Origin of the sequence: Mucilaginibacter mali (genome assembly GCF_013283875.1) — a bacterium.
GTDB lineage: Bacteria > Bacteroidota > Bacteroidia > Sphingobacteriales > Sphingobacteriaceae > Mucilaginibacter > Mucilaginibacter mali.
The window spans coordinates 4,005,768-4,019,285 of sequence record NZ_CP054139.1 but is presented as its reverse complement, the minus strand read 5'-3'; the positions used below and the strand labels follow the sequence as shown (position 1 = coordinate 4,019,285).

Genomic DNA, 13,518 nt, shown 5'->3' with positions numbered 1-13,518 from the left:
GGTTTGTGACTTGCGGGGGCCTGAAGTCACAGACTTCAAATCATCTGTAGGCTTCAGTTGTAAACTGAAGCCAGTAGGGAAGGGAAGGCTGTAAAAAGTTTATCAAAAACAAAACGGCCTGTAACTAATGCCACAAGCCGTTTACATATAGGTAAAAAACTAAATTTATGCTTCTTCAGCCAGGCTGTCGCCGGTAACTTCCATTTTAATGCGGCCTTCCAGCTCTTCCATTAGCTCTGGATTGTCAAGTATCAGTTGCTTCACCGCGTCGCGGCCCTGGCCCAGGCGGGTTTCGCCATAGCTAAACCACGACCCCGATTTTTTGATGATATTATGCTCTACACCCAGGTCGATGATCTCGCCGGCTTTAGAGATGCCTTCGCCAAACATGATATCAAACTCGGCCATGCGGAACGGAGGGGCTACTTTATTTTTTACAATTTTTACCTTTACGCGGTTACCCGATACTTCGTCGGTATCTTTAATTTGCGATATACGGCGTACATCTAAACGTACCGAAGCATAGAACTTAAGGGCGTTGCCACCGGTGGTAGTTTCGGGGTTACCGAACATCACACCAATTTTATCGCGCAGTTGGTTGATAAAGATGCAGCAGCACCCGGTTTTGCTGATGGTACCGGTAAGCTTACGCAAAGCCTGCGACATCAGGCGGGCGTGCAGACCCATTTTCGAATCACCCATCTCGCCTTCGATCTCGCTTTTGGGCACCAGGGCCGCAACCGAGTCGATAACTAAAATATCAATAGCGCCCGAGCGGATCAGGTTGTCGGCAATTTCTAAAGCCTGCTCGCCGTTATCAGGCTGAGAGATGAGCAAGTTCTCTACATCAACACCCAGTTTCTTGGCGTAGAAACGGTCGAACGCATGCTCGGCATCAATAAAGGCGGCAATGCCACCGTTACGCTGCGATTCGGCAATAGCATGTATAGCAAGCGTGGTTTTACCCGACGACTCCGGGCCATAAACCTCAATGATACGGCCTTTAGGTAAACCGCCAACACCCAGCGCGATATCCAGTCCCAGCGAACCGGTTGATATCACCTCGATAGGTTCAACTTCGGTATCGCCCAGTTTCATGATGGTACCTTTACCGTACGATTTTTCCAGCTTATCTAATGTCAGCTGTAGTGCCTTAAGTTTATCTGCGTTGCTCATCTTTAAAAATTGTATGGAACAAATATAGGTATAGTTTTGATAAATGCTAATTTTTTTAGTAATTTATTTTTAATAGCTAAACATAGCCAACAAAGAGGCGCTTAGCAAATTTGTTTATCCACATTATTGAGTGGTACGAATCACACGAATCACACAAATTTTTAAAATGGTGTGGCCGTTCTAAAATTCGTGTAATTCGGGTAAATTGTATAAAGCCGGAAAAGGTAATTCGTGCACAATAATTTTAATATTGAATACAAGCCACTTGCACATCCGCCGGCCATTAACAACCTTTGTAAAACAATATCGGCAGGCCACGGCCGTTTTAAAATCTACAACCAACACATAATTAAAAATGATATCTGTTAAAAACGCCACTATTCTATCCGCATTAGTTTTAGCCATTGCCGTTGCACCGGCCTGTAAATCTAAAAAGCCGCTGGTGCAAAAACCAGCCGCCACCGAAGAACCGGCCAAACCCGTAGCGCCACCTGCCGAGGAGAAAAAACCCGAACCCGTTAAGGAAGCCCCTGCCCCTGCACCGGAGCCTGCTCCAAAACCCGACTATAACTTCAGCAATATCCAGTTCGAGTTTAACTCGGCCGTTTTAAAAACCAGTGCCTATACTATATTAGATAAGGCATCGCGCGAGTTGAAGAAGGACCCGTCGGTAAAAATATCCCTGAGCGGTTACGCATCTGCCGAGGGTACTGCCGAACATAATATGTCCCTTTCTGCCGAGCGCGCCAATGCCGTTAAAACCTATTTAATAAACAGCGGCGTAAGCGGCGATATGCTGAACGCCAAAGGTTATGGCGAAGCCAACCCCGTATCGAGAAATACCGACGAAGCCGGACGCGCCCTGAACCGCAGGGTGGAGATCAAAAAGATTTAAGAGGGCCCATTTAAAACATACAGGGATGTGATGCTTTGCTTCGCATCCCTTTTTTATTGTACAACCGCTCAGCATAAACCCGGGCGAAGTGGAAACCCCGCAAGCGCGCGGTGGCTGATGTATTGGGTAAGCGCGGAGTTGCAGCGTAGCACGGGAGCAAACTTTAATAGTAGCAGCTGCAGTGCTTTCAAAAAACCTCTTTACTTTTTGCGGATCTCCCCTTCAAGCAATTTACATAAAGCCGACTTCATTCCGCTTGTTTCATATTTAAACATCAGCATAAGAAAAGGGTAGGAGAAAATTGATATCGCAAAAAATATGATAAAGCCCCAGGCCGCATGGGCAAATGCCATAATGGTTGCAAACAAGGCACCCATACCATAAGGCATTAGTATTTTACGTGCCGGTAGTATTTTTATATGAACGGGATCAGGTAACTCACTACTAATAGGATGATGTTATCCAAATATACACATCACATCCCAATCCGGTATATCCGCCCCTGCGCCATATCGGTAATGGCATATAGCGCGCCATCAGGCCCCTGCACCACCCGGCGAAAGCGCTGGCCCTGGTCGCTTAGCAGGCGCTCCTCGCCGGTTACCTTATTATTACTGATCACCAGGCGAACGATGTGCATGCCACGCAGCGCGGCAACAAACAGGTTATTCTTCCATTCGGGTACCTGGCTGCCGGTGTAAAAGGTCATGCCGCTGGGGGCAATGGCCGGGTCCCAGTAGTAAATGGGCTGCTCCATGCCGTTTTGCTGCGTGCCGTTGCCCACCTTAGCGCCGCTATACTCCAGCCCGTAGGCAATGGTTGGCCAGCCATAGTTGGCCCCGGCTTTTATCAGGTTGATCTCGTCGCCCGCCTGCGGACCGTGTTCGCTCTCCCATAAGTCGCCGGTAACCGGGTTAAACGCCAGCCCCTGCGGGTTGCGGTGCCCCAGCGACCAGATCTCGGGCTTGGCCCCGGCTGTGGTAGCAAATGGCCCACCTGCCGCGGCCGTACCATCCTTATTTATCCTTACAATTTTACCGAGTGTTGAACTTAGCGACTGCGCGTTCACCCGGATATCATCGGCCGAGTGCTCGCCGAAGCTCACATACAGGCGTCCCTGGTTATCAAACAACAATTGCGAACCTTTATGATTAGTGGCGCTGCCGCCATAAGTTGGCGTCGCCCGGTAGATCACCTGTACATTCTCAAACGCCGTTTCATCGGCCGATAGCTTGCCGCGGGCCACGCTCATGGTTACGCCGCCGGTAACGGGTTCTGTAAAGGTCCAAAATACCAGGCGGCTGGTGGCAAAGTCAGGGTCGAGGGCCAGGCTCAGCAGGCCGCTCTCGCCGGTATAATTTACGGCCGGCACACCACTAATAGGGTTGCCTATGGTGCCGGTTGAAGTAACAATGCGGATACGGCCGGGCTTCTCAGTCACCATCATGCGGCCATCGGGCATAAACACCAGGCCCCACGGGTAGGATAAACCGCTGGTGATCACGCTCACCTTATAAGCCGCCGAAGTTTTTACACCCGGCACACGGTTTTGCTCGGTAAAGGCCGGCAGTTGGTTTGGCGCTACCTTGGCGGCTGTCTCCACCGGTGGGTTTGTATTAGCCGAGCCATCTCCACCCGGCACGGTAGTATTGGTGGTATCATCTACATGGCTTTTATTATTGCAGGCGGCAAAAAGGGCAGTTACCAGCAACACCGCCAATAGCTTATTGGTGTTAAAGTACTTTTTCATAGGGTCGGTCGGTTTTTGATTAGTTTGGTATACTAATATCCTAATAACAAATCATTTATCAATTTGTGGTATTCTTTTTTGTTATGAGCGATGTGCTTGTTAAGCAGATATTAGAAAAAGCATAACATTCATTGCCATCCTATTTATGGGGCGGGCATTTAATCCTGTAATCCGGCTTTAGCCGCAAATTTTGGCTAAAGCCGGTTGTGAAACTATACTTCCGTTGACTAAAGTCAACGGCAATGAATTTGGTAATGGGGTTAATTTGTGTAGCAATAATTTGAAAAGCAATGCCACTGCACCGGTTAACGTTTGCTCCCGTGCTACGCTGCAACTCCGCGCCACCCCGCACACAGGCCACCACACGCTTGCGGGGTTTCCACTTCGCCCGGGTTTATGTTGAACGGTGCTGCAATTAACCGTAGGGCCACATAATTTGTGGCTCCTGCTATGCAAGTGCGGCTTTGCAAAGGGATTACACAGGTTCGACTTTGCACACGGGAGCCACAAATTATGTGGCTCTACGGTAATCGCCTCTTGTAAATTGAGCTTTTTAACAAAGCAACTTGAGCCTTTTAACAAAGCGTACTGAACAATATCGCCCTACCTTTGATTTAAATAAAAACATAAAGACAATGACAAAAATTTGGTTTATAACAGGCAGCTCCCGCGGATTAGGGCGCAGCCTTACCGAGGCCGTACTGGCCACCGGCGATAAAGTAGCCGCTACGGCACGCAATACCGACGCGTTGAAAGATCTGGTTGAAAGATACCCCGGTCAAATTTATCCCGTACAACTGGATGTAACCGACTACCCCAAAGTACACCAGGCCGTGGCCGATGTCGTGGCCCATTTTGGCCGGATAGATGTTTTGATGAATAATGCGGGCTTTGGCATTGTTGGTGCGGCCGAGGCATTTACCGATGAACAGGTGCGCAGCCAGTTGGAAACCAACCTGTATGCGCCAATTGAAGTTAGCAGGGCCGTAATCCCTTATATGCGTAAGCAGGGCGGGGGACGCATTTTGCAGATCAGTTCGGTTGGTGGGCGTGTGGGTAACGCCGGCATCACCATTTACCAGGCCGCTAAATTTGGCCTGAGCGGCTTTAGCGAGGGCCTGGCTAAGGAATTAGCCCCGCTGGATATAAAGGTAACCTGCGTAGAGCCTGGCGGCTTCCGCACCGATTGGGCTGGCGCATCCATGACCTACGCCACCCGCATGCCCGAATACGACGACACCGTTAACAAGCGCGCCGACCTTTTTGAAAGCGGCAAGTTTATCCCCATGGGCGACCCCGAAAAGGCAGCCAAAGCCATGATTGACTTAGCCGCGCACCCCGAGCCACCAATCCACCTGGTATTAGGCAGCGAAGCCGCCGGTATGGTAAAGCAAGCCAACACCGCCCGCGAAGCTGAGTTTGAAAAATGGATGCCGGTAACGCTCTCAACCGATCATGACGACGCTGTTAACTTTTTGGATACCCCCGAGGGAAAGGCGATTTGGAATGTGAAGCGGTAAGTGCATAGCGCACAGACTCGCCCCGACTGCGCTACGCCGGTCGGCCCTCTCTTCGCTGCGCGGGGCAGCGGGCTGGAATTGTGTGGCTTCTATAGCGAGGGGTTTCAAACCCCCTCGCTACGGTTATTCAATCCCCTCTTTTAGCTCAGCGAAGAGAGGGTGGTCGGGCGAAGCAACGACCGGGTGAGTCTAATCGTGCTTATAGCAATCATCAACCTATATATTCACTAACTTTACCCATGCCCAAAGCTACATCGCCCCGCATATTATACGCTTGCTACGCGCATACCAGTCGCGAGGGCGAGAATTTTATTGCCGACCATATCTTCGGCTGCGTTATTTCGGGCAGCCAGGAACTGCACATCGACGGCAAGACCTATACCTTTAAAGCCGGCGACTTTCGCTTCTTCCGCAAAAACCAGTTGTGCCGCTTTGTGAAGCATCCGCCCGAGGGTGGCGGCGAGTTTAAATCGCTTAGCGTGATGATGGATCAGGATACCCTCATTAGCCTGGGCCAGGAAAACAACCTGCACAGCGAAAGGCCCTATACCGGCAATGGCGCGGTATTGTTAAAGCCCAATCCGTTGCTGCGCAATTATATAGAATCGTTAAGTCCGTACATTAACGGCAGCGGGCAGATCAACGACATGATCAGCAACCTGAAGGTGCGCGAAGCCGTGATGATCCTGCTGGAAACTAATCCTGAATTAAAGGATGCCCTGTTTGATTTCCGGGTGCCGGGCAAAATAGATCTGGAAGCTTACATGAATAAAAACTACCGCTTTAATGTAGATATAGGCCGCTTCGCTTATTTAACCGGCCGTAGCCTGGCCTCGTTCAAGCGCGATTTCGAACGCATCTTCCATATCTCGCCCAACCGCTGGCTACAGCAAAAGCGGTTGGATGATGCTTATTACCTGATAAAAGAGAAGGGCCAAAAAGTATCGGATGTGTATTTAGATGTTGGTTTTAAGGACCTGTCGCATTTTTCATTTGCCTTTAAAAAGGCATTTGGCTTTGCGCCGACGAGACTTGCTCGCTGATTTTTTTGATTATGGTGATAAAATAGATTCTTACAAATGTTTATGTTCCAAATAAGACCTTAGTTCTGTGTCTTCATCAAAATTTGCAGATAATTTTACAGCACCTGCTATCTTCTTTGTTTTGGTTGATATGATATTCCAGCTACCGCTTTCGCCTGTAAGTGCATCAAGATAATTTTGAACCAAATTAGATAAACTCTTACCTGTATGCTTTGCATATAACTTAGATTTTGCAATAATATCTTTTTTAATTGTTAAGGTAAGTTTGGCTTTCATATCAGTATACTAAACAAAAGGTTATTTATTCTTCTCTTTCTTAATAAACACTAACCCCATCGCCGCACCTAAAAACCCCAGCCCGGCCGATAACTTCATGATCTTGCCGTAGGCGCTGATAAATCCCTTACGAAAGGCCTTGTCGATGTCGGCCTTGTGTTGGGCATCGGTACCTTTGGGTAATTGGGCGTTGCCCAGGTTGTTGGCTTGCTTTATGATCGCCTGCTTTTCCTGCGGGTTCAGCTTTAATGGCTCAATCTGCTGCTGCAAGGCCCCGGCGAAGAACAGCACCGCCAGCGCGCCGAAGATGGCATTGGCAAATACGCCCGAGATCCGCGTCATGGCATTGTTAATGCCCGATGCCGTGCCCGAAAAATGATCACTTACCGATGTCATAACAGCGGTAGTTAATGGCGCTACGGTGAACGACATGCCCAAACCCAACACCAGTACGCCGGGGAAAAAGGTGGTCCAGTAATCAGCCGGGCCATTGGTATCTGTTACGAATGAGAGGAGGAGTAAACCCAATCCCGCTGTTGCCGGCCCGATCACCAGTAGCCATTTTGGCCCGTGCTTATCGGCAAGCGTACCTGCGAAGCGCGCCAGTGTAACCATCAGCACGGTAAAGGGTAAAAACGTCAATCCCGATTTTAACTGGCTGTAGCTCTGCGCCTGTACCATATCCAGCGAAAGGAAGAGCATCCCCGCGCCTAATCCTGCATATAAAAAGAAGGTAAGCAAATTGGCCCCGCTAAATGTAGCGTTACTGAATAATTGCAGCGGCATCATAGGATGTTTGCCCGTCCGCTCGATGATGATAAATACAGTTAATAAAACTATCCCCGCCGCCAGTGAGCCGTAAACCTGCCAGTTTTGCCAGCCCAAGGCCGGCATCCGCAGAAAGCCGAAGGTAACCAAAGCCAGTCCAAGTGCTATGGCTGCGGCCCCGGGCAGATCGAGCGATCTGTCCGCGCCCTCATCGCGCACTTCTTTTACTTTAAAGGCCAGCATAATTAATGCCGCTATGCCGAATGGCACGTTGATGAAAAAGATATATCGCCAAAGGCCTGCATCGGCAAGGGCGCCGCCCAATATCGGTCCGCCCATGGTAACCACCGTGGTAAAAGCCGACCATGTGCCGATGGCTTTACCCCGCTCGGCAGGATTGATAGAGGAGGAGATAAGCGAGAGGCTGCCGGGTATCATCAGCGCGCCGCCAATACCCTGTACCATGCGGAAGGCGACCAGCAATAACACGCTGCCGGCAAATCCGCACGCCGCCGAGCCACAGATGAAAATGAAGATGCCGGCCATAAACACCTTTTTACGCCCCAGTTTATCGCCCATGGCCCCGCCGATGAGGATCAGCGATGCCAGCATCAACAGGTAAGCGTTCAATATCCAAAACAGGTCGGCACCACTGGCATTTAAACTTTTTTGCAGCGATGGCAGCACCACATTCAGCGCCGTGGCATCAATAAAGGCCATAGCCGATGCCAGTATGGTAGATACCATAACCCATTTACCGGCGGGACTTTTTAAGGATACTGTCATTGGTCATTGGTCATTGGTCATTGGTCATTGGTCATTGGTCATTGGTCAAAATGCCTGCGGCATTTTTTTTAATACTTAGTCCAATGACAAATGACGCGAAGCATAATGACGGCGTAGTGTAATGACCAATGACTACAAAGTAAACTTAGGTAAAATTGTGCGGTTAGGATGACAAACAAGGTACTTATTTTGCTGTTGATTAAATCGCCTGTGCATTACAAATACGTATATTTACATCATCATCCTAACCATATATGAAACAGAAATTTCACTACGCTACCGTTACCGATGCCATTGCGCAATTGAAACAGCAGGGCTACACCCTCGACTTTAACCTGGAAGAGAACCGCCTGATGGCAGGCGAGCATACTTATACAGCCGACGAGTTTGAAATAGTTGACTTATACCGCTACGAAGGCGCCACCGACCCTGCCGACGAAGCCGTGGTTTACGCCCTGGCCTCCCCATCGGGAGTGAAGGGTACTTTGGTGAGCGGCTACGGCTACAGCATTGATGAGACCGCTGTTGAAACCCTGAAAAAGCTTCATTACAAATACCAGCAGCGCAGCAGCTAATTCCCGAAAATCTACTTCGTCAAATCAATTTCCGCGCGGCGGCTGTTATCTGTAAAACAATATTTATGGATAATACAGCAATAACCAACGCCGGGGAAACAGTTACCGCTTTTTTAAAGGCGCTGAACAACGAGGATTTTCAACAAGCCCGTCAATACGCCAGCGATGACATTCAGTTTGAGGGCGTAATGGGCTCGCGCGATGGCGCGGACGCTTACTTTGCCGATATGGAAAAGGTGAAACTGAAATACCACATCAAACGCCTGTTTGCCGATGGCGACGACGTAGCCGTGTTTTACGATATTGATATGGGTGGCAAAACCATTTTCAGCAGTGGCTGGTATCATGTAAACGATGGCAAGATCAGCTGGTTTAAAGTATTATTTGATCCACGGCCCTTGCTTGAAAGTCATTAAGGCTTCGCTGTCATTGGTCATTGGAAATGTAATTATATAAAACAATGTATCTTAGCGAAAATTAGCACTAATGACTAAATTCTTAAAGACATCCAATCTGCTTAACGGACTGTTCTTCCTAGCCGTACTGGTGCTGTTGTTCAACCCATCGGCCAAGGCGGTAATGATACGGGGATTGATGAAGGTTGGCTTGTTTCAGCCGGATATGGATATGTCCGTTGAGAAGTCGGCGGCCGTTCCCGATGTGATCTTTCAAAGTACCGATGGCCGCAAGATACACCTAAGCGATTTAAAGGGTAAGGTAGTATTCATTAACTTTTGGGCTACCTGGTGCCCGCCCTGCATTGCCGAAATGCCATCCATCAACAGCCTGTACCAGAAGCTGAAGAACAACAAGAACATCGTTTTTATTATTGTAGATGCCGACCGCAACTTCAGCAAGTCGGTGTCTTTTATGCAGAAGAACAGGTTTACCATGCCGCTTTACCAACTGGCCAGTAATGTACCGCCGGAGCTGGTGAGCAATGCCATCCCGGCTACTACTATTCTTGATAAAACCGGTAGGATCGTTTTCCATCAAAACGGCAGCGCCGATTATAGTAACCCGAAGATTTTGGAGTATTTGAACAGGATAGCGAAGTAAGGTGGCGAAGATTCACCCCGACTACGCTACGCTGGCCGGCCCTCTCTTCGCGGGGCAGGGGGGTATCGGATAATCTTATTCCCGCTATTCGCGCAGCGAAGAGAGGGTGGTCGGGCGTAGCCACGACCGGGTGAGTCATCGCGAACAATGCAAAACCGCTCTTTGGGTGTGTAGATTGCTTCGTTCTTCGCAATGACGCACGGGCAAAAAAATAGCGATGGGTTTCAAACCATCGCTATCAGTATGAATTATTTTCAGCCTTACGCCTGCTTCTTTATCGTAACCGTACCCGTGCGCTTCAGCACCCCCCAACCACTCAACTCGCCTTTTAGCGCGCGGCGGATGGATTTGAAAAGTACCCAATACATCAGTTGCCGCCACACAAAACGTTGCGGGATGATGTAAACCAGTTTTTTGTAATCCTCGTCCTCCATCCAAAAAGCCAGCGCCGATACCAGCAGATCTACCACAATAAATACCAGGTAGTAAGCCACTATCTTCATCGGGTTATCGCTAAACAGGCCGATGATCATCATCAAGTCGGCAAGAGGGGAGAACAATGGCAATATGATCTGGAATAGCAGGATATTTGGCATCCCCACCATCCCGAAGAATTTATATTTCTTGTTAAACAGCGCGTCGCGGTTTTTCCAGAAGCTCTGTATCACCCCAAAACTCCAGCGGAAGCGTTGTTTCAGCAACGCGTTTACCGATTCGGGGGCTTCGGTATAGGCAATGGCATCGTCGCAATTGCGCACAATGTAGCCCAGTTTCAGGATACGCATGGTCAGATCGCAATCTTCGGCCAGGGTATCAGTAGTAAAACCTCCCGACCTAAAGATGGCCGATTTTCGGAATGCCCCGATAGCGCCCGGCACAACGGTAATACTGTTGAGCAGGTCGAACGCGCGGCGGTCCATATTTTGGGCGGTGATGTACTCTATCGACTGCCAGTTGGTGATGATATTGTTCGCGTTGCCCACTTTAACGGTGCCGGCTAAGGCGCCTATCTCCTCGTCGGTAAAATAGCGCATCAGGTGATAAACAGCGTCGTTTTTTAGCTGGGTATCGGCGTCGATACAGATCACATAGTCGGACTTGGCATGCGTGATACCAAAGTTAAGCGCCGATGCCTTGCCGCCGTTGGGCTTGGTCAGGATCTGCACCTTTGGGTGCCCGTTGAAGGCATCCGAAACCACCTGGAAGGTTTTATCCTTCGATCCGTCATCAATAAAAATAATATCGAACGCCGGGTAATCGGTTTGCAGCAGGCTTTGGATGGTTTGCACAGCCGTAACCTCTTCGTTATAACCCGGCACAATAATACTCACCGATGGCAGCGTAGCCGGATCTGGCATATTCTTTTCTTCTTTCTTGTTGTCAATATATTGCCTGATAGACAGGATGGCAATCAAAATAATACGGCCCAATGCCAGGAAAATAGCCGTGAAGAAGATGGTTTGCAGTACGTAGTTGCTGTAAAAATAACCTGCCACCACCCAATCGTACAATCGGCTGGTGATGCCGCTGCCGGGGTCGTCCTTGGGCAATGGCATCAGGTCATCGCGGGTTTTATCCAAAATATCGGCAATGGTGGTAAACTGGTAACCGTGGCTCTTAAAGTAGTGGATAATGCGGGGCAGGGCCTTTACGGTCTCCTCGCGGGTATCGCCGCCGGCATCGTGCAGTAATATTACCGAACCGTTATTGCGGTAACGGATGGTGCGGGCCACAATACTATCGGCGGTTACGCCGGGTTGCCAGTCCCATGGGTCGATAGTTTCGCCAATGTTAATGTAGTTTTGCTTGCGGCTTTCGGCAACGGGGATCACCTCGGCCAGGGTTTGTGGTTCGGCATCGGCATTAAAGGGGGGCCTGAACAAGATGGTGCTGCGCCCTGTTATGGATTCTATCAGCTTTCGGGTGGCATTTAGTTCCAGCTTTACCCTGTCGAGGCTGATGGTAGATATATCCGGGTGGAAATAGGTATGGTTCCCTATCTCGTAGCCTTCGTCAAATTCGCGCTTAACAATGGGTATGGCCTTTTCTGCCATCGAACCTACGATAAAGAACGTAGCCGGTACCTTTTCCTTTTTCAGGATATCGATAATTCGGTTAGTATAGGCAGGGTCGGGGCCGTCATCGAAAGTTAAAACAATTTTACCCTCTTTATAGCCATACTTCCTGATCACATATTTAGTTGGCAGCTTTACATAATCCTGGCTGGTGATGGTGTAAGTTTTGGGGTCGATATTTAGTTTGATCAGGCCGGTATCGGGTGTGGTCACCAGGTCAAGTACTTCGCCATCGCCGGCGTAGTCGATATGATTATTTAAACCTACTTTGGTCAGCCCGGTTTGATCGATGCCTGTTTTGCGTAATGAATCGATAGAAAGGTTTTTCTGGAAGAACGACCATAGGCGAGGATCCTCGAAACCGATACGCCAAAGGGCTACACCGCCTGTAGCCCAATCGTCGGCCATGCGGATGATGTTGAAGTTGGCAGCCGCGTCGGTAAAATAAACGGTGTGCTTACTACTGTCTAAAGCGGTGTACGAGTAATGCAGGTTGGCCGATTGCGGGTCATAAATTACTTTCTTCTTATTCTCGTGCGCGGTACTGATGGCCTGCTGATAACCTACGGCGGTACCCTGGCTGTTTTCGGGCCAATCGTAACCGCCGGCGCCAATGGTGAGGATCACCTTATTACTGGGCACTTCGTTGCAAACCTTATCCAATATCTGCTCCACCCAATGCTGGTGAGATACATCGCCGGCATTGCTTACATCGTTGTGCTGATCGACCGCGAAAACAAAAAGATAATCGTTGTATTTGGCCAGGAAGGGCAGGTCATAGCTGTCGTCATCGGGCATTACGTTTTGTGTAACCAGGAAGTTTTGGGGATGCAGCACTTCGTATAACTCTTTTACAAACGCGGTAAAATCAGGGCCACGGCGGTCTTTAACATCCTCCAGTTCGATGTTGATGCCCCTGAAATTGTATTTGGTCAGTTTGGCAGCGATATCATTAATAAGCGTGGCGCGCGCCTTTTTACTTTTAATGATGCGGTTCACATTGCTCGCATCCATATAACCGGATTTATTATCAACGTTGATATAATTGCTTAAGGATATCAACACTGGTTTTTTATAGCGGCGGCTAAGGTTTACCAGGCCAGTATCCAGCTTCGCGGTAATGGTATCGTTTTTTGGGGTGGTGGTAAAGCCTTCGCTTACCAGCATATCCATGTGCTTAATATTATCGCGCAGCGAGGTATAAGCTTGTGGCTCCCAGGCGCGGTAAAAACCGGCGTTGATACGGTCTTTATTGTTGGGATGCTTTATGCGGTGCAGGCGCAGGCTATGGCGCAATTGTGCCAGTTTTTCGGTATCCATTACAAAATCATCAAAGCGGCGGGTCTTCCGGATGCGGTCGAGCTCTGTTTTTGATAATTTTTTTGGTGCCTGGTTAAGGTTGGGCAGCGTAGGGTAGCTGGTAGATTTGATAGTGATGACCACAGCAATTAAACCGCAGATAATAAAAGCGATGAGTGCGCGGCTAAGCCATTTAAAACGGTTCCACCTACCGGGGGTATCAGCCTGAAAAACCTGTTTATCAGCCATTAAGGGATGAGATAGTTAAAAAAATAGTTTGCTCTTTAGGTGTAAAA

Annotated in this window: 11 protein-coding genes; 6 read left to right on the top strand and 5 right to left on the bottom strand. The window is 49.1% G+C overall.

The features are described 5' to 3' along the window. Positions 1-165: 165 nt before the first annotated feature. Complete coding sequence (recA, locus tag HQ865_RS16785) at positions 166-1,176, bottom strand: recombinase RecA (protein ID WP_173416007.1); 1,011 nt, start codon at positions 1,174-1,176, stop codon at positions 166-168. A 355-nt stretch (positions 1,177-1,531) separates the two neighbouring features. On the opposite strand from recA, the gene HQ865_RS16780 reads away from it, so the two are divergent. After that, positions 1,532-2,071 carry an OmpA family protein gene (locus tag HQ865_RS16780; RefSeq protein WP_173416006.1) on the top strand — a complete coding sequence of 180 codons (540 nt, stop codon included), beginning with the start codon at positions 1,532-1,534 and terminating at the stop codon, positions 2,069-2,071. Positions 2,072-2,546: 475 nt separating this feature from the next. Here HQ865_RS16780 and HQ865_RS16775 read toward each other — a convergent pair whose 3' ends face one another. Then, positions 2,547-3,821 carry a PQQ-dependent sugar dehydrogenase gene (locus HQ865_RS16775; protein ID WP_173416005.1) on the bottom strand — a complete coding sequence of 425 codons (1,275 nt, stop codon included), beginning with the start codon at positions 3,819-3,821 and terminating at the stop codon, positions 2,547-2,549. A gap of 635 nt (positions 3,822-4,456) precedes the next feature. Here HQ865_RS16775 and HQ865_RS16770 point away from each other — a divergent pair. Further along, entirely contained in the window at positions 4,457-5,341 is an 885-nt protein-coding gene (locus HQ865_RS16770) for an oxidoreductase (protein ID WP_173416004.1), read from the top strand. Between the two features lie 239 nt (positions 5,342-5,580). Next, positions 5,581-6,384 carry an AraC family transcriptional regulator gene (locus HQ865_RS16765; protein ID WP_173416003.1) on the top strand — a complete coding sequence of 268 codons (804 nt, stop codon included), beginning with the start codon at positions 5,581-5,583 and terminating at the stop codon, positions 6,382-6,384. Positions 6,385-6,414: 30 nt separating this feature from the next. Here the strand turns inward: HQ865_RS16765 and HQ865_RS16760 are convergent, their stop codons facing one another. After that, positions 6,415-6,660 (bottom strand): DUF6364 family protein, encoded by a 246-nt coding sequence (locus HQ865_RS16760; RefSeq protein ID WP_173416002.1) that lies wholly within the window; start codon positions 6,658-6,660, stop codon positions 6,415-6,417. A gap of 21 nt (positions 6,661-6,681) precedes the next feature. Further along, a complete protein-coding gene (locus HQ865_RS16755) occupies positions 6,682-8,214 on the bottom strand; it encodes an MFS transporter (RefSeq protein WP_173416001.1) in 1,533 nt (510 codons plus the stop codon). 254 nt (positions 8,215-8,468) lie between these two features. On the opposite strand from HQ865_RS16755, the gene HQ865_RS16750 reads away from it, so the two are divergent. The 3 genes from HQ865_RS16750 to HQ865_RS16740 all read left to right on the top strand — a co-directional run bounded on the left by HQ865_RS16750 (position 8,469) and on the right by HQ865_RS16740 (position 9,848). Next, entirely contained in the window at positions 8,469-8,789 is a 321-nt protein-coding gene (locus HQ865_RS16750; RefSeq protein ID WP_173416000.1) for a hypothetical protein, read from the top strand. A gap of 65 nt (positions 8,790-8,854) precedes the next feature. Next, positions 8,855-9,205, top strand: a complete 351-nt coding sequence (locus tag HQ865_RS16745; RefSeq protein WP_173415999.1) for a nuclear transport factor 2 family protein — start codon at positions 8,855-8,857, stop codon at positions 9,203-9,205. Positions 9,206-9,275: 70 nt separating this feature from the next. Beyond that, complete coding sequence (locus tag HQ865_RS16740; RefSeq protein WP_173415998.1) at positions 9,276-9,848, top strand: TlpA family protein disulfide reductase; 573 nt, start codon at positions 9,276-9,278, stop codon at positions 9,846-9,848. 260 nt (positions 9,849-10,108) lie between these two features. Here the strand turns inward: HQ865_RS16740 and HQ865_RS16735 are convergent, their stop codons facing one another. Continuing rightward, positions 10,109-13,471, bottom strand: coding sequence for a glycosyltransferase (locus HQ865_RS16735; protein WP_173415997.1), 3,363 nt, complete (start codon positions 13,469-13,471; stop codon positions 10,109-10,111). Between the last annotated feature and the right edge of the window lie 47 nt (positions 13,472-13,518).

What these genes read in the sequence shown, in the direction of transcription:
- HQ865_RS16735 (WP_173415997.1), bottom strand. Translation starts at nt 13,471, where the DNA reads ATGGCTGATAAACAGGTTTTTCAGGCTGATACCCCCGGTAGGTGGAAC.
- HQ865_RS16745 (WP_173415999.1), top strand. Translation starts at nt 8,855, where the DNA reads ATGGATAATACAGCAATAACCAACGCCGGGGAAACAGTTACCGCTTTT.
- HQ865_RS16765 (WP_173416003.1), top strand. Translation starts at nt 5,581, where the DNA reads ATGCCCAAAGCTACATCGCCCCGCATATTATACGCTTGCTACGCGCAT.
- HQ865_RS16755 (WP_173416001.1), bottom strand. Translation starts at nt 8,214, where the DNA reads ATGACAGTATCCTTAAAAAGTCCCGCCGGTAAATGGGTTATGGTATCT.
- HQ865_RS16760 (WP_173416002.1), bottom strand. Translation starts at nt 6,660, where the DNA reads ATGAAAGCCAAACTTACCTTAACAATTAAAAAAGATATTATTGCAAAA.
- recA (WP_173416007.1), bottom strand. Translation starts at nt 1,176, where the DNA reads ATGAGCAACGCAGATAAACTTAAGGCACTACAGCTGACATTAGATAAG.
- HQ865_RS16740 (WP_173415998.1), top strand. Translation starts at nt 9,276, where the DNA reads ATGACTAAATTCTTAAAGACATCCAATCTGCTTAACGGACTGTTCTTC.
- HQ865_RS16775 (WP_173416005.1), bottom strand. Translation starts at nt 3,821, where the DNA reads ATGAAAAAGTACTTTAACACCAATAAGCTATTGGCGGTGTTGCTGGTA.
- HQ865_RS16780 (WP_173416006.1), top strand. Translation starts at nt 1,532, where the DNA reads ATGATATCTGTTAAAAACGCCACTATTCTATCCGCATTAGTTTTAGCC.
- HQ865_RS16750 (WP_173416000.1), top strand. Translation starts at nt 8,469, where the DNA reads ATGAAACAGAAATTTCACTACGCTACCGTTACCGATGCCATTGCGCAA.
- HQ865_RS16770 (WP_173416004.1), top strand. Translation starts at nt 4,457, where the DNA reads ATGACAAAAATTTGGTTTATAACAGGCAGCTCCCGCGGATTAGGGCGC.